This is a genomic window from Amycolatopsis palatopharyngis, assembly GCF_003385185.1.
Taxonomy (GTDB): domain Bacteria; phylum Actinomycetota; class Actinomycetes; order Mycobacteriales; family Pseudonocardiaceae; genus Amycolatopsis; species Amycolatopsis palatopharyngis.
Genome location: NZ_PQHZ01000051.1, coordinates 1 through 18,551, shown reverse-complemented (window position 1 = coordinate 18,551; position 18,551 = coordinate 1). Strand labels below are relative to the sequence as shown.

21 protein-coding genes and 1 pseudogene are annotated in these 18,551 nt (G+C 68.3%); 12 read left to right on the top strand and 10 right to left on the bottom strand.

The genetic code is table 11. The features are described from left to right. Positions 1-98 precede the first annotated feature (98 nt). Positions 99-755 (top strand): ribonuclease FAU-1 family protein, encoded by a 657-nt coding sequence (locus D0C15_RS27800; protein WP_116051080.1) that lies wholly within the window; start codon positions 99-101, stop codon positions 753-755. Here the strand turns inward: D0C15_RS27800 and D0C15_RS27795 are convergent, their stop codons facing one another. Then, complete coding sequence (locus D0C15_RS27795; protein ID WP_116051079.1) at positions 756-1,058, bottom strand: hypothetical protein; 303 nt, start codon at positions 1,056-1,058, stop codon at positions 756-758. It lies immediately after the preceding gene. A 73-nt stretch (positions 1,059-1,131) separates the two neighbouring features. Between D0C15_RS27795 and D0C15_RS27790 the strand changes: the two genes are divergently transcribed. Continuing rightward, complete coding sequence (locus D0C15_RS27790) at positions 1,132-2,235, top strand: branched-chain amino acid aminotransferase (protein WP_116051078.1); 1,104 nt, start codon at positions 1,132-1,134, stop codon at positions 2,233-2,235. Positions 2,236-2,238: 3 nt separating this feature from the next. Here the strand turns inward: D0C15_RS27790 and cobT are convergent, their stop codons facing one another. After that, the gene (gene cobT / locus D0C15_RS27785; protein WP_116051077.1) at positions 2,239-3,330 is read right to left on the bottom strand and encodes a nicotinate-nucleotide--dimethylbenzimidazole phosphoribosyltransferase; all 1,092 of its coding nucleotides are present in this window, start codon (positions 3,328-3,330) and stop codon (positions 2,239-2,241) included. A gap of 48 nt (positions 3,331-3,378) precedes the next feature. Here cobT and D0C15_RS27780 point away from each other — a divergent pair, with 48 nt between their 5' ends. Next, complete coding sequence (locus D0C15_RS27780) at positions 3,379-4,107, top strand: IspD/TarI family cytidylyltransferase (protein WP_116051076.1); 729 nt, start codon at positions 3,379-3,381, stop codon at positions 4,105-4,107. A 6-nt stretch (positions 4,108-4,113) separates the two neighbouring features. On the opposite strand, the gene D0C15_RS27775 is transcribed toward D0C15_RS27780, so the two are convergent. Together D0C15_RS27775 and D0C15_RS27770 are read right to left on the bottom strand one after the other, a co-directional pair. Then, positions 4,114-5,103, bottom strand: coding sequence for an aldo/keto reductase family protein (locus D0C15_RS27775; RefSeq protein WP_116051075.1), 990 nt, complete (start codon positions 5,101-5,103; stop codon positions 4,114-4,116). A gap of 187 nt (positions 5,104-5,290) precedes the next feature. Then, positions 5,291-5,950, bottom strand: coding sequence for a DUF3043 domain-containing protein (locus tag D0C15_RS27770; RefSeq protein WP_116051074.1), 660 nt, complete (start codon positions 5,948-5,950; stop codon positions 5,291-5,293). A gap of 172 nt (positions 5,951-6,122) precedes the next feature. Here D0C15_RS27770 and D0C15_RS27765 point away from each other — a divergent pair, with 172 nt between their 5' ends. Continuing rightward, on the top strand, positions 6,123-6,500 hold the full coding sequence (locus tag D0C15_RS27765; RefSeq protein ID WP_116051073.1) for a HesB/IscA family protein: 378 nt from the start codon (positions 6,123-6,125) through the stop codon (positions 6,498-6,500). 121 nt (positions 6,501-6,621) lie between these two features. Here D0C15_RS27765 and D0C15_RS34570 read toward each other — a convergent pair whose 3' ends face one another. Then, on the bottom strand, positions 6,622-6,795 hold the full coding sequence (locus D0C15_RS34570; RefSeq protein ID WP_170161369.1) for a hypothetical protein: 174 nt from the start codon (positions 6,793-6,795) through the stop codon (positions 6,622-6,624). A 141-nt stretch (positions 6,796-6,936) separates the two neighbouring features. Between D0C15_RS34570 and D0C15_RS27760 the strand changes: the two genes are divergently transcribed. Beyond that, positions 6,937-7,926, top strand: a complete 990-nt coding sequence (locus D0C15_RS27760; RefSeq protein ID WP_116051072.1) for a carbohydrate kinase family protein — start codon at positions 6,937-6,939, stop codon at positions 7,924-7,926. 102 nt (positions 7,927-8,028) lie between these two features. Here D0C15_RS27760 and asnB read toward each other — a convergent pair whose 3' ends face one another. Continuing rightward, positions 8,029-9,963: an asparagine synthase (glutamine-hydrolyzing) gene (gene asnB / locus D0C15_RS27755; RefSeq protein WP_116051071.1), complete on the bottom strand. Its 1,935-nt coding sequence runs from the start codon at positions 9,961-9,963 to the stop codon at positions 8,029-8,031. A 186-nt stretch (positions 9,964-10,149) separates the two neighbouring features. On the opposite strand from asnB, the gene ctaC reads away from it, so the two are divergent. Further along, positions 10,150-11,115, top strand: a complete 966-nt coding sequence (gene ctaC, locus D0C15_RS27750) for an aa3-type cytochrome oxidase subunit II (protein WP_425455436.1) — start codon at positions 10,150-10,152, stop codon at positions 11,113-11,115. Between the two features lie 52 nt (positions 11,116-11,167). Then, a complete protein-coding gene (locus D0C15_RS27745) occupies positions 11,168-11,587 on the top strand; it encodes a cytochrome c oxidase subunit 4 (RefSeq protein WP_116051070.1) in 420 nt (139 codons plus the stop codon). Here D0C15_RS27745 and D0C15_RS27740 read toward each other — a convergent pair. Beyond that, complete coding sequence (locus D0C15_RS27740; protein WP_245976308.1) at positions 11,538-12,494, bottom strand: DMT family transporter; 957 nt, start codon at positions 12,492-12,494, stop codon at positions 11,538-11,540. The genes D0C15_RS27745 and D0C15_RS27740 overlap by 50 nt on opposite strands. Positions 12,495-12,575: 81 nt before the next feature. Here D0C15_RS27740 and D0C15_RS27735 point away from each other — a divergent pair, with 81 nt between their 5' ends. Continuing rightward, positions 12,576-13,541: a GlxA family transcriptional regulator gene (locus D0C15_RS27735; protein ID WP_116051068.1), complete on the top strand. Its 966-nt coding sequence runs from the start codon at positions 12,576-12,578 to the stop codon at positions 13,539-13,541. Here the strand turns inward: D0C15_RS27735 and trpD are convergent. The 3 genes from trpD to D0C15_RS27720 form a co-directional block, all read right to left on the bottom strand. Then, a complete protein-coding gene (gene trpD / locus D0C15_RS27730) occupies positions 13,532-14,578 on the bottom strand; it encodes an anthranilate phosphoribosyltransferase (RefSeq protein ID WP_116051067.1) in 1,047 nt (348 codons plus the stop codon). The two genes, D0C15_RS27735 and trpD, sit on opposite strands and share 10 nt — an antisense overlap. 17 nt (positions 14,579-14,595) lie before the next feature. Beyond that, complete coding sequence (locus D0C15_RS27725) at positions 14,596-15,006, bottom strand: response regulator transcription factor (RefSeq protein ID WP_116051066.1); 411 nt, start codon at positions 15,004-15,006, stop codon at positions 14,596-14,598. A 68-nt stretch (positions 15,007-15,074) separates the two neighbouring features. Beyond that, the gene (locus D0C15_RS27720) at positions 15,075-15,512 is read right to left on the bottom strand and encodes a hypothetical protein (RefSeq protein ID WP_116051065.1); all 438 of its coding nucleotides are present in this window, start codon (positions 15,510-15,512) and stop codon (positions 15,075-15,077) included. A gap of 107 nt (positions 15,513-15,619) precedes the next feature. Here D0C15_RS27720 and ctaE point away from each other — a divergent pair, with 107 nt between their 5' ends. From ctaE to D0C15_RS35235, 4 genes and pseudogenes are all read left to right on the top strand, one after another. Beyond that, positions 15,620-16,249: an aa3-type cytochrome oxidase subunit III gene (gene ctaE, locus D0C15_RS27715; protein WP_116051064.1), complete on the top strand. Its 630-nt coding sequence runs from the start codon at positions 15,620-15,622 to the stop codon at positions 16,247-16,249. Between the two features lie 55 nt (positions 16,250-16,304). Then, positions 16,305-17,132, top strand: coding sequence for a cytochrome bc1 complex diheme cytochrome c subunit (qcrC, locus tag D0C15_RS27710; RefSeq protein WP_116051063.1), 828 nt, complete (start codon positions 16,305-16,307; stop codon positions 17,130-17,132). Then, entirely contained in the window at positions 17,133-18,284 is a 1,152-nt protein-coding gene (qcrA, locus tag D0C15_RS27705; RefSeq protein ID WP_116051062.1) for a cytochrome bc1 complex Rieske iron-sulfur subunit, read from the top strand. Then, positions 18,281-18,551 (top strand): annotated as a pseudogene (locus D0C15_RS35235) (cytochrome bc1 complex cytochrome b subunit); the annotation flags it as partial. The gene qcrA and the pseudogene D0C15_RS35235, both read left to right, overlap by 4 nt.

Here is an 18,551-nt window from a genome sequence, read left to right as displayed (position 1 = left end):
CAGAACCGGGCGCCATTCGACGACCACGCGGTGCCCGCCCGGCCCGCCGTAGGGCTTGCGGTGCTGCTGCTCGCCGGTCTCCCGCTACCGTTGCTCACATGAGCCGAGACGCACCGTGGGAGGCGAGTTCGACAGCGGTCCTGCGGTTTCTGCGGCCGGACGGCAGCATTGGTCAGCGGCATCCGCTGCGTGTGCTCGCCGACGACGGGGACACACTGCTCGGCTGGCTGCCCGAGGGCACCGAGATCATCGGCAGTGGGCCCGCCGACGGCAGGCGGCTGCGGGACGTCCCGCTGGAGCAACGTTTCCGGGTACCGCGCAGGTTCTTCCGGGACCACTGGCGCGACACCTCCACGCTCAGACTGGTCAGTGAGCGGAACTGGTCCTCGGTCTGGTGGGTCTTCGAACCGGACGGCACGTTCCGGGACTGGTACGTGAACCTGGAGGTCCCGCTCGGCCGCACGGCAGACGGAACCGAGCGCATCGACGGCGTGCTCGACCTGGTTGTGGCGCCGAACCGGACTTGGCGCTGGAAGGACGAGGACGAGGCGGCCGCTGCGGTGCGGGCCGGACGGATCACCGCGAAGCAGCTGACGGCACTGCGGGCCGAGGGGGAGCGGCTTGCCGCGCTGGCCGAAGCGGGAGAGTTCCCGTTCGACGGCACATGGACGGACTTCCGCCCCGATCCGGCCTGGCCACCGCCGGCACTCGCACCGGAGGTGTTGGCCGGCCTGGCGCCGGGGTCTCCGCGATAGCTAGGCCATGACGACCACGATGAGGGCCAGCACCCCCGAGGCCACGGCTGCCCCGATGACCGAGGAGTTCGGCAGGTCGCGGGGGAAGACCTTGCCGTGCAGGCCCTTCCACCAGACGATGCCGAAGACGGCACCGATGATGCCGAGGAAGGCGCCGAAGCCGCCGACCAGGAGGTAGCCGAGGAGTACCACCATTCCTGCCGAGAAAGTCAGCAACGCTGCGGCGCCGAAGGTCTTGGCGTCGGAGGCGGCTCCTGCGGACACACTGCCGCCACGGGCGGGCTGCGCGGGTTGGTAGGTCACAAGACCATCGTAGGGCAGGCGGCTTCTGGGGCTGGGAATGTTATGACGTCCTACAAAGAGTTACCCTCTGTTCATGACGAAACCGATGCCCTTCGCCCATGTCGCCAACACGAACCCGGCCACGCCGGAGCGCGTGGCGGAGGTACTGGCCGCGCCGGGCTTCGGCACGCATTTCACCGACCACATGGTGACCGTGAAGTGGGACGCCGAGCAGGGCTGGAACAACGCCGAGGTCCGGCCCTACGAGGCGTTCACCCTCGACCCGGCCACCTCGGTCCTGCACTACGGCCAAGCCATCTTCGAGGGCCTCAAGGCCTACCGGCAGCCGGACGGGTCGATCGCGTCGTTCCGTGCGGACGCCAACGCCGCGCGGTTCCGCAGTTCCGCCCGCAGGCTGGCGATGCCCGAGCTGCCGGACGAGGTCTTCCTGCAGTCGATTCGGGAGCTGCTCGCCGTGGACGAGCGCTGGGTGCCCACGAAGCAGGGCGAGACGCTGTACCTGCGTCCGTTCATGATCTCCACCGAGGCCGGGCTCGGGGTGAACCGCCCGGCGAGTTCGTACCTCTACTCGCTGATCGCCTCGCCAGCGGGCTCCTACTTCGCCGGTGGGGTGAAGCCGGTGAGCGTGTGGCTGTCGACCGAGTACGTTCGCGCCGCCCCCGGGGGTACCGGGTTCGCCAAGTGCGCGGGTAATTACGCCGCGTCCTTCGTGGCCCAGGCCCAGGCCGTGGAGCAGGGTTGCGACCAGGTGGTCTGGCTGGACGCGGTGGAGCGCCGCTGGGTCGAGGAGATGGGCGGGATGAACCTGTTCTTCGTCTTCGGTTCCGGCCCGGACGCCCGCGTGGTGACTCCGGAGCTGACCGGGTCCCTGCTGCCGGGTGTCACCAGGGACACCCTGCTCAAGCTCGCGGCGGACTTCGGCCATTCGGTCGAGGAACGCCGGATCTCCACCGAGGAGTGGGAGAAGGCAGCGACCTCGGGCGAGTTGACCGAGGTGTTCGCGTGCGGGACCGCCGCGGTGATCACGCCGGTCGGCAGCGTCAAGCATGCGGGTGGTGGGTTCACCATCGGCGGTAATGAGCCGGGTGAGCTGACCCTGAAGCTGCGTGCCGAACTCACCGGCATCCAGGAGGGCACCCGTCCCGACCCGCACGACTGGATGCAGCCCCTGAGCTGAGCGTCATCCCGTCGGGTCGGTGACACCAGCCTGCTCGCGGGTGGCCATCTCCGCGAGCAGTCTGGCCGACATGAACAGCAGCGGGAGCGCGCTCGCCGCGCCCGCGCCTTCGCCGAGGCGAATGTCCAGGTCCTGCAACGGTTCCAGGTCGAGGTGCTCGAGCACCATGGCGTGCGCGGGCTCGCTGGACCGGTGGGCGGCCACCCACCAGGACCGGGCACCCGGCGCGAGTTCCTCGGCCACCAGCGCCGCGGCACCGACGGTGAGGCCGTCCAGCAGCACCGGCGTCCGGCGGATCGCCGCCTGAGCCAGAAAACCGGTCATCGCCGCCACATCCGCGCCCCCGGAGGTGCGCAGCAGGTCGACCGGGTCGGAGAGCGCCGTGCGGGCGCGGCGCAGGGCGTCGCGGACGGCCGCGGCCTTGCGCATCCACCCGTGGTCGTCGATGCCCGAACCACGCCCGATCACAGCGACCGGTTCGGCGCCGGTGAGCGCGGCGATCAACGTCGAGGCCACGGTGCTCCCGCCAACCCCGAGGTCGGCGGCGACGAGCAGGTCGGCTCCACCGTCCACTTCGGCGTCGGCGATCTGCCTGCCAGCTCGCAGAGCGGCGTGCACCTCCGCATCGCTGAGCGCATCCTCACGATCGATGCTGCCGGAACCCCGCCGCACCTTGAACTCCGATACGCCTGCCTCGGCACCGTCGTTGTCCACGGCGATGTCGACCACGCGAACACTCGCGCCCGCCGTCGAAGCCAGCACGTTGATCGCGGCGCCACCGTTGAGCATGACGCCGAGCAGTTGACCGGTCGCCTCGGGCGGATTGGCCGAGACCCCGTGTGCCGCGATTCCGTGGTCACCGGCGAAAACGATCACCCTTGCCCTGGTGAACGGACGCGGTGTCGGCCTGCCCTGGCAGGCGGCGATCCAGGCGCCGAGTTCCTCGAGCTTGCCCAGCGAGCCCGGCGGCTTGACCAGCGTGCTGTGCAGCCGCAGCGCCTCTGCCCGCGCGAGTTCGTCGGGCTGTGCGACCTCGTCGAACGAGAGGTCGGCCGGCGAGCGGTCAGGTTCGGGAGATCCGGTTTCCGCGTTCACGCTCGGCAACGCTACCGGGAGCGAGCGCTTGCCCCGCCGACCGGCCGTATGATCTCCGCCGTGCCGGAGACCGAAACCGCCCCGCTCGCCGCAGGAGTCGTTCTCGCCAGCGGTGCGGGGACAAGGGTGGGCGCGAACCTGAACAAGGTTTTCCTTCCGCTCGCGGGCCGCCCGCTCGTGTCGTGGTCGCTCGACGCGTTCGCCGCGGTGCCGTCGATCGGCGTCCTGTTGCTGGTCATCCGGCCACAGGACGAGGAGTTGGTCGAGCGGGTCCGCGCGGAGCACACCGGGACGCGGATCGAGATCGTGCACGGCGGCGCGACACGGCAGGAGTCCGAGCTCAACGCCCTGCGGCACCTGGCAAGCCGGATCGCGGATGGGTCCGTCGACACCGTGCTGCTGCACGACGGGGCGCGCCCGCTCGTCACGCCACGGCTCATCGCAGATGTGTTGCGCACCGCTCGGGGGGAAGGGGGAGCGGTGCCTGGGCTGGCGGGCTCGGACATCTTCGCCGCGACGAAGGACGGCAGCAGGCTGGCAGGTAAACCGGAAGGTGCGCTGGTACGTGTGCAGACGCCCCAGGGCTTTCGTGCGGGTCCGCTGCTGGCCGCCTACGAAGCGGCCGAGCGGGCGGAGTTCGCCGGCACCGACACGGCGTCCTGTATGGAGCGATTCTCGTCGGTGCGAGTGCGCTGGATCCCCGGCGAGCAGGAGAACTTCAAGATCACCTACGCCCACGACCTCGCGGTGGCCGAGCGGGTGCTCGGCCACCGCTGAGTTCGATCAGGGGCTCTTCGTCAGCATCGGGTCACGCTCGACTACTCCGTCGAGTACGGCGTCGATCTGCTCGAGCAGGTCGGCGTCGAGCTTGACTCCCGTGGCCTTGACGTTCTCGTACACCTGCTCCGGACGGGAGGCGCCGATGATCGCCGAGGCGACGTTCGGGTTCTGCAGCACCCAGGCGACCGCCAGCTGGGCGAGGGTCAGGTCCGCCTGCTTGGCCAGCGGCTCCAGCCGCTGCACACGCTCGAGCACGTCGTCGTTGAGGAACCGCTTGACGAAGTTGGCGCCGCCCTTCTCATCGGTGGCGCGCGAGCCCTCGGGCAGCGGCTGGCCCGGCTTGTACTTGCCGGTCAGCACACCCTGGGCGATCGGCGACCAGACGATCTGGCTCAAGCCCTCCCGCTCTGCTGCCGGGATGACCTGCGACTCGATGACCCGCCACAGGGCGTTGTACTGGGGCTGGTTCGAGATGAACGGGACCTTGAGCTCACGGGCGATGGCCGCGCCTCGGGTGATCTCCTCGGCGGTCCACTCGGAGACGCCGATGTAGAGCACCTTGCCCTGGCGGACCAGGTCGGCGAAGGCGAGGAAGGTCTCCTCCAGCGGGACGGTCCGGTCGAAGCGGTGCGCCTGGTACAGGTCGATGTAGTCGGTCTGCAGGCGCTTCAGCGACGCGTTCGCCGATTCCATGATGTGCTTGCGGCCAAGGCCCCTGTCGTTCGGCCCGCCCGGCCCGGTCGGCCAGAAGACCTTGGTGAAGATCTCCAGGCTCTCCCTGCGCTGACCGGCAAGACCGCGACCGAGCACCGATTCCGCGGCCGTGTTGGCGTACACGTCGGCGGTGTCGAAGGTGGTGATGCCCGCGTCCAGCGCGGCCTTGATGCAGGCCTGCGCCTGGTCCTCCTCCACCTGCGATCCGTGGGTGAGCCAGTTGCCGTACGAGATCTCACTGATGTTCAGGCCACTGCGGCCGAGACGACGAAACTCCATACGTTCACCCTAGCGGCAAACGTTTCGCCTAGCTAACGACCTGGAGTCCGCTCCAGGTCCGATCGCCGCCGGCCGGAGGAGTTCCCCAATGTGGCATTGGGGAACTCCAACGTCCCGAATGCCGCATTGGGGAACTTGAACGTCCCCAATGCCACATTGGGGAACTCGCGTGGTGGGTGGGCGTGGGTCAGGAAACCGGTTCGCCGGGCTTCACCCTCGGCTTCGGCATCCGGAGCTTGCGCAGCTGGCTCGCCCTGATGAAGGCGTACCAGCCGATCGAACGGCCCTTGACGATCTCGTTCGGGAACTTCTCCCGCACCTGGGCGGCGATCCGCCTGCCGGTCAGGAAGCCCTCGACGATCATGCCGAGCAACATGAACGTGGTCAGCAGCGTGGCGTACTGCTGGATGGCGGGGTGCGGTACGAGCAGCGCGATGAAGACGAGGATCGCCAGCGGCATGAACAGACCGAGTACGTGCCTGCGCGAGTCGACCAGGTCACGCACGTAGGCCTTCACCGGGCCCCGGTCGCGTGGGAGCAGGTAACGCTCGTCACCCGCTTTCATCCCCTCGCGGCGTTCCCTGGCGGCGGCACGGCGCTCTTCCTTGCTCACCGGGTTCTTCTTGCGCAGCTCGCGGCTGCGCTTGATGGCCTCACGGGTGGTGCGCGGCGGTGGGGCGACCGGTCCCCTGCGCTTGGCCTCGGCTTCCCTGCGTTTGGGGGTGGCCCTGCCCTTGGCGGGCGTGTACCCCCTGACCGCGTGAGATTCGCCGCTCTCGTCGACGTCGACGGCGGCATTGTCGGCCTGTTCGGCCTCTTCGGTGCTGTTGCGGCGCAGGAACCTCACATGTTCAGGGTATTGCAGGCTTCGCCGGTGATGTTCAGCTGGTCCACACATGTGTCACCATGGAGACAGCGCCACGCTCTCGCCGGAGCAGCGTGGAACAGATCGGGCACTCTGAATGTTCTCCCCAACGGAGGACACCGGTACCCGCCACAGCAACACCCGAGGGAGAGCCATGACGACCGCTGAGCAGACCGGCACCACGCAGGCCGAGGCCGGCGAGGCCACGCACGGCGTGACGTTGACCGACAACGCGGCAGCCAAGGCCAAGGCCCTGCTCGAGCAGGAGGGCCGCGACGACATGCACCTGCGTATCGCCGTGCAGCCGGGTGGCTGTGCGGGGCTGCGGTACCAGCTGTTCTTCGACGAGCGCACGCTCGACGGTGACCTGTTCCGCGATTTCAACGGCCTGCAGGTGGCCGTGGACCGGATGAGCGCCCCGTACGTTCAGGACGCCTCGATCGACTTCGTCGACAGCATCGAGAAGCAGGGCTTCACCATCGACAACCCGAACGCGGGCGGTTCCTGCGCCTGCGGCGACTCGTTCCACTGATTTTGTAGCGGGGGCGACCCCGCTGGTCCCACGGTGCGAGCTTCTCAGCAGGCGGGCGCTGGTCACGTTTGACGTGAACCAGCGCCCGTTTTGTCGTTTGCGGGGTCGTGCGGGTTGTGTCTCAGACGTAGGCGTCGAGGTCGGCGACCTGGGCGTGGCAGGCGTCGTCGACCGACCAGGGGCGCGCCGACTCGGTACGTGGGGCGGGGAGGCGTTCGCGGCGCAGGTCCTGCGGGATCTGCCTGCAGTCGGCGATCAGCTCGCCGATGGTTTCCGGTTCCGTGGTGAGGTTCACGTATTCGACGTTATGTACTGGCTGACCAGCCGGAAACCCTTACCAACCGGTAGTGTCGTGCAGCGGGTGTGAACTACCCGGAAGGGTTATTCCTGCCGGTTCTTTCGTGCCCCACACCGAAATCGACGACAAGGAGAGCCGGTGGCAGCCATGGGGCGCATCGCGGTATCGGGCAGCATCGCGACGGACCATCTGATGCACTTTCCCGGCAGGTTCGCCGAGCAGCTGGTCGCCGAGCAGCTGCATCGAGTCTCGCTCAGCTTCCTCGCCGACGACCTGGTCGTCCGCCGTGGCGGCATCGCCGCGAACGTCGCGTTCGGCCTCGGAGTGCTGGGAGTGCGCCCGGTGCTGGTCGGGGCGGTGGGCGCCGATTTCGCGGACTATCGATCCTGGCTGGAGCGCCATGGCGTGGACACCACGGGGGTGCACGTCTCCGAGGTCGCCCACACCGCCCGGTTCGTCTGCACGACCGACGACGACCTGTGCCAGATCGCGACCTTCTACGCGGGCGCGATGGCGGAGGCCCGCAACATCGAGCTGGAGCCGATCTCGGCCAGGGCAGGCGGGCTCGACCTCGTGCTGATCAGTCCCGACGACCCGCAGGCGATGCTGCGCCACGCGCAGGAGTGCAGGTCGCGCGGTTACACCTTCGCCGTCGACCCCTCGCAGCAGCTCGCGCGGATGGACGGCGAGCAGGCGAGGTCGTTCGTGGACGGCGCCACCTACCTCTTCAGCAACGACTACGAGTGGGAACTGCTGCTGCAGAAGACCGGCTGGGCGGAGTCCGACGTGCTTTCCCGCGTCGGTGTGCGGGTCACCACACTCGGCGACAAGGGCGTGGAGATCGTCTCGGCGGACGGTACCGCCCTGCAGGTCGGCGCGGTACCGGAGCTGGCCAAGGCAGACCCCACGGGAGTCGGCGACGGATTCCGTGCCGGTTTCCTCGCGGGCCTGCACTACGGGCTGACCGTCGAACGCGCCGCGCAGCTCGGATCGATGATCGCCGTGCTGGTCCTGGAGACCGTCGGCACTCAGGAGTGGACGTTCGAGCGGGAAACCGCTCTACGCCGGGTCAGCGAGGCTTTCGGCCCGGAGGCCGCCGAGGAGATCGGCGCCGCTCTGCCGTCCTGAGCCCCACCACCCATTCGCACTTCCCGGGAAAGTGCGAATGGGTGGCGGCGTTGACCTGGGGGTTTGGGCGCGGCGGCGCGCACTTTCCCGGGAAAGTGCGAGTCAGACGTGCACGGGGTACTGGGGTTCCGGGATCTCGGGCTTGATCCGGTTCTCGACGAAGATGCCGTGCCAGATCATGAACACCAGCAGTGCCCACAACCGCCTGCTGTGATCGAGCGCTCCGGACTTGTGCTCGTCGAGCAGTGCCTGAACGGCCCGCTTGTCCAGCAGTTCCTCGGTGCGGGAGTCGGCGATGATGCCGCGCGCCCAGTCGTACATCTCGTCGCGCAACCAGACTCGGATCGGCACCGGGAAGCCGAGCTTGCGCCGGTTGAGCACGTGGGCGGGCACGATCCCGTCCAGCGCCCTGCGCAGCGCGTACTTCGTCGTCTCCTTGGTGATCTTCTGATCCAGTGGGATGCGCGAGGCCACACGGAAGACCTCCGAGTCCAGGAACGGCACCCGTAGCTCCAGCGAGTTGGCCATGGTCACCTTGTCCGCCTTGACGAGGATGTCCCCGCGCAGCCAGGTGAACAGGTCCACGTGCTGCATCCGCGCGACCGGGTCCCAGTCCGCCGAGGCGCGGTACCAGGGTCCGGTGACGTCGCGATGCCCGACGCCCTCGGTGAAGGTGCGCAGCACGCCGCGCAGCTGGTCGTCGCGGAAGATCCGCGCGTTGCCGTAGTAGCGCTCCTCGAGCGACAGCGAGCCCCTGCGCAGCAGGTCCTTGCCCCGCGTGCCCTCCGGGATCCGGGCGGACACCTTGCCGAGCAGCGAGCGGACGGCGCCGGGGACCTTCTCGAACGGCGCGAGCGACAGCGGCTCGCGGTAGATGGTGTAGCCGCCGAACAACTCGTCGGAGCCCTCACCGGACAGGACTGCCTTGACGTGCCTGCGGGCCTCCCGTGCGATGAACCACAGCGGGACCAGTGCCGGGTCGGCCACCGGGTCGTCGAGGTACCAGACGATGAGCGGCAGCGCCTCCATCATCTCGTCGGCGGAGACCGTGCGGATCACGTGCTTCACACCGATCGCGGCCGCGGACTCGGCCGCCACGTCCACCTCCGAGTAGCCCTCCCGCTCGAAACCGGTGGTGAAGGTGATCAGGTTCGGGTTGTGCTGTTTCGCCAGCGCCGCGATGGCCGTGGAGTCGATGCCGCCGGAGAGGAAGGCGCCCACGGTGATGTCGGGGTCGGAGATCATGTGCTTGGCCACCGAGTCCTGCATCACCTCGGCGATCTCCTCGTGCAGCGCCGACGCCTCGGCCGGGCTGGTCACCGGGCGTGCGATGAACTCGGGGGAGAAGTACCGCTCGGTCACCAGATCCCCGCCCGGCGACACCGTGAAGGAGCAGCCGGACTCGATCCGCCGGATCCCGGTGTGCAGGGAGGCGGGCTCCGGGACGTACTGCAGCACCAGGTAGTGCTGCAGGGCCGTGCGGTCCAGCTCCTCTTCGACACCGAGCGGGCCGGCCAGCTCCAGCAGGCTCTTCTTCTCACTGGAGAACGCGATGCCGCCGGGACCCTGCGAGTAGTAAAGGGGCTTGATGCCGAACGGGTCACGCGCGCCGAAGACGACCTTGCGCTCGGAGTCCCAGATCAGGAAGGCGAACATCCCGCGCAGCCTGCCGACGGCGGCGGTGCCGAGGTGGTGGTAGGCGGCGACGATCGCCTCGCCGTCGCCTTCTGTGGCGAACTTCGCACCGAATTTCTCGGCGAGCTCCGCCCGCAGCTCGAGATAGTTGTAGATCTCGCCGTTGAAGTTCATCGTGTAGCGCTCGGGCGACTCCGGCGGACCCCAGGTCAGGGGCTGATGGGAGTGCTCGAGGTCGATGAAGGCCAGCCGGTTGAACCCGTAGACGACCTCTCCGTCGGCCCAGGTGTCGGTCTCGTCGGGGCCGCGATGCCGCTGGCAGCGCAGCGCGCGGCCGACGGCGTCCCTGGCCTTCGCCGCGTCGTTCTCACTGGCACAGACCAGTCCAAGCAGGCCGCACACGCGTCTTCACACACCTTCGAGGTCGTGGCCGGGCAATCGAGTGCCCAAGTATGCCGGGCCAGGACCGTGCTCACGGGTGGTGGGTGGCAACCCGCGATCGGTTACCCCTTGGTCAGCAGGGCTCGGTTGCTCGGCTAGGCTCCGGCTGTCGGTGAGGCGACAACAGACATCGGGCGAGGAGGCTGTGTGAATCGGCACGGCGCACGGAGCGTGGAACGCTCTCGGGCTACACGGCCGGCGAGGGTCGGCAAGGTCGCCGCGCTTGCCGGACTGGTCGTCATTCTGGCGACCGGATGTTCCGGCGAAGAAGTACTGCGATTCGGCTGGCCGGAAGGCGTTACGCCGGAAGCCGACCAGATGCGGACGTTGTGGACCTGGTCGGTCGTCGCATCGCTCATCGTCGGCGTCATCGTCTGGGGCCTGATCTTCTGGTGCATCGCGTTCTTCCGGAAGAAGAAGACCGACGGACCCGAGCAGCTGCCACGTCAGTTCCAGTACAACGTGCCGCTCGAACTCTTCTGTGTCGTCCTGCCGGTGATCATCGTGTGCGGTCTGTTCTTCTTCACCGCCACCACCGAGAGCGGCGTGCTCGACGAGGACGAGAACCCGGACATCACCGTCGATGTGGTCGCCTTCCAGTGGAACTGGGAGTTCCGCTACCCCGAAGAGGCGAAGACCCAGGATGGTCAGACGATCAACACCGTCGGCACCTCCAGTGAGATTCCGCTGCTGGTCCTGCCTACCGACCGGACCATCCAGTACAACCTGCGCTCCACGGACGTCATTCACTCGTTCTGGGTGCCGGAGTTCAACTTCAAGCGCGACGTGTTCCCGTTCCCGGAGAAGAACAACCAGGACAACACGTTCCAGAACACGATCGACACCGAAGGCTCCTTCGTCGGCCGCTGTGCCGAACTGTGCGGCGCCTACCACTCGGTGATGAACTTCGAGGTTCGCGCGCTTTCGCCGGACAAGTACGACCGGTACATCGCGCTGCGCACTCAGGTGAACCCGGCGACCGGGCGGCCGAACACCGCCTCGGAGGCGTTGTCGCAGATGCAGGCCGAGGGCTGCGGTGAGCTGTGCGCGCCCGCCGCGGTGAGCACCTCCCCGTTCAACACCGACCGCACGGCGCGGACGGCGTCGGGCTGAGTGCTGCCGAGACCGCGGACCTACCAGCAGCAAGAGCAGTGAGGACAAACCCGTGAAGGTCGAAGCCCGCATCTTCGCCATCGTGATGTTCTTTTCCTTCGTGATGTCCATCATCTACGCGGTGATGACCAAGTACATGACCGACGACGGCGTCGAGCCGGTCGGCACCGTGGCCTTGGTCCTGACCGGTGGCCTCGCGCTGCTGGCGGGCAGCTACATGCAGTTCATCGCGCGTCGCATCGAACCTCGTCCCGAGGACAGGGAAGAGGCGGAGATCAGCGACGGCGCGGGCGAACTCGGCTTCTTCAGCCCGGGCAGCTACTGGCCCATCGCGCTGGCCGCGGCGGCGGCGATCTGCGGTGTGGCACTGGCGTTCTTCCAGATCTGGTTGCTGATCATGGGCGCGGTCCTGGTGATCATCGCTATCGGTGGGCTCGTGTTCGAGTACCACACCGGTCCGAGTCACGACTGACGGCACCGCGCGGTTCTCGGACACGCCGTGTCCGAGAACCGCGCGGTGTCATCGCCGCCGCAAGTACGGACACCATGCCGATTCCCTCGACGAGGGTGATGCGGTGGTCGTACGCGAGTACGTCCACCACCACAGCCACCACCGGGTACAGATAGGACACCAGCGCCACGGTTCCCGTCGGCAGCTTCCCGATGCTGGCGTACATCAGCACGTACATCACCGCCGTGTGCACGGATCCCAGTAGCACGAGCCAGAGCAGTCCGCCCGTGTCCGAGGGCAGGGGCGTGTAGGCGAGTGCGGGTGCGAGCAGCACCGCGCCCACCGAGCACTGGATCGCCGCCAGCAGGTGCGGGCGAATGTGTGCGAGTTGTTTCGCGATCAGTGACGCGCCCGCGTAGAGCACCGCGGCGGCCAGCGCGAGAGCGACTCCGGCGATCCCCACCGGCTCCCCGCCGCTGCCCTGCGCGCCGAGCGAGATCAACGCCACACCCGCGAACGCGACGATCGCACGAACCAGGTGACTGCTGGTGATTCGCTCGCCCAGCAGGGCGGCGGCCAGCCCGACCAGCAGCAGCGGCTGAGTGTGATAGATCACCGTGCTGATCGAGATCGAAGACAGGGCGTACGAGGCGAACAGCAGCACCCAGTTGCCCACCAGCAGGACGCCGCCGAGAACCGCCAGCGTCAGGTCGCGCGGGGTGAGCCCGGAGCGCAACGCGGCCGGCCGCAGCCAGCCCCGTGTCGCGCACCAGGCGGCGAGGAGCAGGCCGCCGACGAGGCAGCGGGCGAAGGCCACGGCGGGCGCCTCGGCGCCGCTCTCCAGAACGACGGCTCCGATGGTGCCGGACAGCGCCATTGCCGTCGTCCACTGCGTCAGTGCCCGTGAGTTGCCCGATTCCTGAATCATGCGACCAGCGTTGCGGGTCTCGAGCGAGCCGACGAGTGGCAAGAATGACAACGGCCGCAAAACTTATGACACACTGCTCGGGTGGATGTGAACCGGGTCGCCGTGGTGGTCGCCGACCGCGTCTCCCCGTTCGAGTTGGGCGTGGCTTGTGAGGTCTTCGGCACAGATCGCAGCGCGGACGGGATGTCCGGCTGGGATTTCGCCGTCTGCTCTCCCGGTGGGGCGCCGGTCGAGACCTGGTCCGGATTCGGCGTGTCCGGCCTTTCCACGATGGACTTCGCGGCGACGGCTGACCTGCTCATCGTGCCGACCTGCGCCCCGCGAACCGCACCGCCGCCGGAAGCCGTGCTCGACGTACTGCGCTCGGCCGCGGCCCGTGGGGCCTGGGTGGCCGGATTCTGTGCCGGCGTGTTCTCCCTCGGCTACGCGGGACTGCTCGACGATCGGCGCTGCACGGTGCACTGGGTGTATGAGCAGGAGTTCATCGAGCGCTTTCCCACGGCACACGTCGACCCCCATGCGCTCTATGTGGACGACGGTGGAGTTCTGACCAGCGCAGGCACCGTGGCCGCCGTGGATCTGTGCCTGCACCTCGTCCGGCGCCTTCGTGGGGTGGCCGCGGCGACGGCGCTGGCCCGCAGGATGGTGGCGGCCCCGCACCGGGTCGGCGGGCAGGCCCAGTTCGTCGAGGCGCCGGTGCCCGCGACCTCGGCTCCCGACGACGCACTTGTCGGCGAGGTCCTCGAGTGGATCGAGCGCAGGCTGGACCGGCCGGTGACGATCGCCGAGCTCGCCCGGCGCACCGGGCTGGGGGAGCGCACCTTCCTCCGCCGCTTCTCGGCGGCGACCGGAACCACGCCACACCGCTGGTTGACCGAACGCAGGCTGGACCGCGCGCAGGCCATGCTGGAGGCCGGTGGCACGCCGGTCGAGGACATCGCCGTCGCCTGCGGTTACTCGTCCGCCGCGGCACTACGGCACCAGTTCGGCAAGCGCAGGGGCACGAGCCCGAGCGCCTACCGGCGAGCGTTCTCGGCTCAGTCCTGAGCCAGCTGCTGGGACCGGCCGACCCAGCGTGTGAGTAGATCGGCGGCGGCCCCTGAATCGATCGCCCCTGCGGCCCTGGCCAATCCCGAACGCAGGTCGTCGGTCAGTGAGCCGGAGAAGCCGGTGTGCGCGGCCAGCGCTCCCGCAGCGTTGATCAGTACGGCGTCGCGTACCGGCCCGGTCTTGCCGGCGACGAGCTCGCGGACGACCTCGGCGTTGACGTCCGCGTCGCCCCCGCGCAGATGCTCCGCCGTCGTCCTGGGGATGTCGAGCTCGGCCGGATCGACCCGCTCCTCGTGGACCTCACCGTTGTCGACCAGCCAGACCGAACTCGTGGTCGTCGTGGTGATCTCGTCGAGGCCGTCGTCGCCGCGCACCACCAGGACACTGGCGCCCCTGCGGGCGAAGACCTCGGCGAGCACTCTGGTCTTGTCCGGGTACGCGCAGCCGATCAGGCCCGCGGCGGGTTGAGCCGGGTTGGTGAGCGGGCCGAGCAGGTTGAACGTGGTGGGCACGCCCAGCTCGCGCCGGGGTGCCCCCGCGTGTCGCAGGGCCGGGTGGAACACCGGTGCGAAGCAGAAACCGATCCCCAGCTCCGCCACACAGCGAGACACCGCATCGGGCGGCAGGTCGATCGCGACGCCCAGCGCCTGCAGCACGTCGGCCGCCCCGGACTTCGAGGAGGCCGCCCGGTTGCCGTGCTTGACCACCGGCGCGCCGGCGGCCGCGGCGACGAGCGCGGACATCGTGGAGATGTTGACCGAGCCGGAACGGTCACCGCCGGTGCCGACGATGTCCACCGCGCGCACGTCGACCTCCACCAGCTTGGCGTGCGCCAGCATCGCCTCCGCCATTCCGGAGATCTCCGCCGGCGTCTCGCCTTTCGCGCGCAGGGCGACGGCGAACCCGGCGATCTGCGCGGGCGTCGCCGAACCGGTCATCACCTGGTCCATCGCCCACGCGGTGTCCCGTTCGGAGAGGTCCGTCCGCGCGATGAGCTGGGTGAGCAGCTCTGGCCACGAGTGGCTGTCCTGCATCTCGATCCTCCGGCGGCTCAGCCGTGCACGACGGGAACCGACCGTGCGCGCAGCACGTCGGCGACCGTCTCGGCGGCGGTCAGCGGGTCGAGCGGGTGCACGAGCACCGCGTCCGCGCGCGACCAGGTGGCCAGCCACCGGTCGTCCTTGCGCCGCGCGGTCACGACGATGGGCGGGCAGTCGGTGATCTCGTTCTTGAGCTGGCGGGTCAGCCCGATGCCGCCGGTCGGCTGTGCCTCGCCGTCGAGGATGGCCAGGTCGATCTCGCCCGCGTCCATCTCGGTCAGCACGTCGGCGATTCCGGCGGCCTCGACGTAGTCGACCTTGCCGATGTCCGTCGCGGGCCTGCGGCCGATCGCGTTGATGATCGACTCGCGCACCTCGGGCCGGTGGCTGAAAACCAGGATCCGCATCGGCTGCTCGGTCATTGAGGCTTGCCTCCGGCGATTGTGGTGGTGGTCTGGGGCTCGCGGGTGATGCTATCCGCCCGGGCCGCTCAGGCGGGAGTAGGTGGCTGTAGTGCGTCCCAGCCGAGCGAGTCACCACCGAGGCGCTGGGCGAGCCCGGCCATCCGCGAGCTCTCCTGCGCGCAACCGAGCGCGTCGAGCCGTTGTACGCGCAGCGCGTGCACGCCGGCCATGCCCGCCCGCTCCTGGGCCTTGGCGGCCGCACTCGCCGGGAAGGCGCGCAGTTCCCAGTCGTCCTGCGCGAGGATCCGCGCGGCCTCCGCCACCCGGTCCTCGGGCAACAGCAGGTGGTGCCGGAGCACGGCAGGGATCTGCGTCACTTCCGCACCGGCGCGGGCGAGTGCGGCGGAGGCCGCCTCGGTGGGATCGAACGACTCGGCCACGACGGAGAGACCGGGCGAATCGAGTTCGAGGACCGGTTCCGTACGACGTCTCAGCAGGTGGAGGAGTCGATTTCGCAAACTCATGGGTAACCCTTCGCCTGTCTGGCATGTGAGCGGTCGTGCGGGTGATCGAGTCGGGCCGAGCACGAGCGCGGACCCCGACCGGCGGGGCCACGTGTTGAGAGGACATAATGCGACTCGTGACGACGGCAGCTCCCACCATCAGCCAGCGTGTGCACTCGCTGAACCGGCCGAACATGGTCAGTGTCGGCACGATCGTGTGGCTCTCCAGCGAACTGATGTTCTTCGCTGGGCTGTTCGCGATGTTCTTCACCGTCAAGGCCCAGAATGACAGTGGCGTCTGGCCACCGATTCTGGAGTCGACGGGCGAACCGATCCACTTGAACGTGCCCTACGCGATTCCGTTCACGATCATCCTCGTGGCTTCGTCCTTCACCTGTCAGCTGGGTGTGTTCGCGGCCGAGAAGGGTGACGTCTACGGGCTCCGGCGCTGGTATCTGATCACCCTCCTGATGGGGACGATCTTCGTCGCCGGGCAGGCGTACGAGTACGTCAACCTCGTGAACGAGGGTGTGACCATCCCTTCCGGCGCGTACGGCACGGTGTTCTACCTGGCGACAGGTTTCCACGGGCTGCACGTCATCGGCGGGCTGATGGCCTTCGTCTACCTGCTCATGCGCACGAAGATGAGCAAGTTCACGCCGGCGCAGGCGACCTCCGCGATCGTGGTCTCCTACTACTGGCACTTCGTCGACATCGTCTGGATCGGGCTGTTCGCAGTGATCTACTTCCTCCCATGATCACCGGCACAGCCAGCTCCTATCGGCCGAACTGACAGCAAGGGTTGCCGCAGAGATGACCACCACAAAGAACCCCGACTCCGCCGCCACGCGGCGGACCGGTCGCCGCTCCAAGTTCAGGCGGCGGATGGCCGGAGCCCTCGCGCTCGGCCTCGCGTTGCTCAGTGCGGGCGGGCTCTACGCCGTGTTCGCGCCGGAGCCGCAGACCGCCCAGGCCCAGGCCGACCCGGCGTTGTTGCGCAAGGGCGAGGAGATCTACAACAACACCTGCATCTCCTGTCACGGCTCCAATCTGGAAGGCGTGGAGGACCGTGGCCCGAGTCTGATCGGAATCGGCGAGGCCGCGGTGTACTTCCAGACCTCGACCGGCCGGATGCCGGCCGCACGCCAGGAGGCGCAGGCCCAGCGCAAGCCGGCGAAGCTGACCCCGGACGAGATCGACGCCCTGGGGGCGTTCATCCAGGCCAACGGTGGCGGACCGGTGCGCCCGGACGAGACCGGAGCCGCGCTGCGCGGCGACAATCCCGCGCGCGGTGGTGAGCTCTTCCGGCTCAACTGCGCGTCCTGTCACAACTTCACCGGGCAGGGAGGTGCTCTCTCGGGGGGCAAGTTCGCCCCGGAGTTGGGCCCTGCCACGGAGGAACAGATTTACACCGCGATGCTCACGGGTCCGCAGAACATGCCGAAGTTCTCCGACCGGCAGCTCAGCCCCGAGGAGAAGCGGGACATCGTCGCGTATGTCAAGTCGGTGTCCGACGGCAACAACAACCCGGGCGGCAACTCGCTCGGCGGCTTGGGGCCGGCCTCCGAAGGCGTCATCGCGTGGGTCGTGGGGATCGGCGCGCTTGTCGGCGTGACCCTGTGGATCGGATCGAGGGCATAAATGAGTAGCGGTAACGACCCAGGCGCACCGCAGCCGCCCAACGAGGCGGAACTGGCGGAGATGGACCGCGACCAGCTGGTGAAGCTGGGCACCAGCCTCGACGGTGTCGAGATCGTCGACTACCCGAAGCCGTGGCCGGTCGAGGGCACCAGGGCGGAGAAGCGAGCCGAGCGGCTCGTCGCGATGTGGTTCGCCCTCTCGGCGCTGGCCGGGCTGGCCTTCGTCGTCGCGCTGATCTGGTGGCCGTGGCAGTACCAGTCGCCGGAGCAGACCGACGCGCACTTCTGGTACAGCCTCTACACCCCGATGCTCGGCCTGACGCTGGGCACCGCGGTCACCGCGCTCGCCGTGGGCGTGCTGCTGTACACCAAGAAGTTCATTCCGCACGAGACCGCGGTGCAGGAGCGCTCCGACGCCGGTGGCGCCGGGTCTCCCGAGATCGACAAGAAGACGATCGTCGCCCAGCTGGCGCACTCCGGCAACGACAGCACCATCGCCAGGCGGTCGATGATCAAGCGGACCGCGGGCCTGGGAGCCGGGGTACTCGGACTCGGCGCGGTCGCGCTGCCGCTGGCCGGTTTCGTCAAGGACCCGTGGAAGAACACCGAGAACAAGGACTCCCTCTGGCACACCGGCTGGCAGCCGGTCGACGGCGAGACCGTCTACCTGCGCCGCCACACCGGTGACCCCCAGGAGGTCGTGCTGGTCCGGCCGGAGGACCTGGACGCGGGTGCGATGGAGACGGTGTTCCCGTTCCGGGAGTCCGAGCGGGGTGACCACGAAGCCCTGTCGCACGCGTTGAAGCGGTCGGACAACCCGGTGATGCTCTTCCGTCTGCGCCCGGCCGACGCCGACAAGGTGGTCAAGCGCAAGGGGCAGGAAGACTTCAACTACGGCGACTACTACGCCTACACCAAGATCTGCAGTCACGTCGGCTGCCCGGTGTCGCTCTACGAGCAGCGGACCAACCGGATCCTCTGCCCGTGTCACCAGTCGCAGTTCGACCTGCTGCAGTACGCCAAACCGGTCTTCGGTCCGGCGGCCCGAGCGCTTGCCCAGTTGCCCATCACGGTGAACGATGAGGGTTACCTCGTTGCGCGCAGCGACTTCGTCGAACCGGTCGGTCCTGGGTTCTGGGAGCTGAAAGCATGAGTTCACTGACTACTCCCACGAAGGGGACGGGCTTCGCGGAGAAGGCCGCGGCCGATGCCGCGACGAACGCGGATCAGCGGTACCGCCTCGCCAAGGGCATGCGGCACCAGATGAACAAGGTCTTCCCGAACCACTGGTCCTTCCTGCTCGGTGAGATCGCGCTCTACAGCTTCATCATCGTGATCCTGTCCGGGGTGTACCTGACGTTGTTCTTCGACCCCTCCATGGAGGAGGTCATCTACAACGGCCCGTACCAGAACCTGCAGG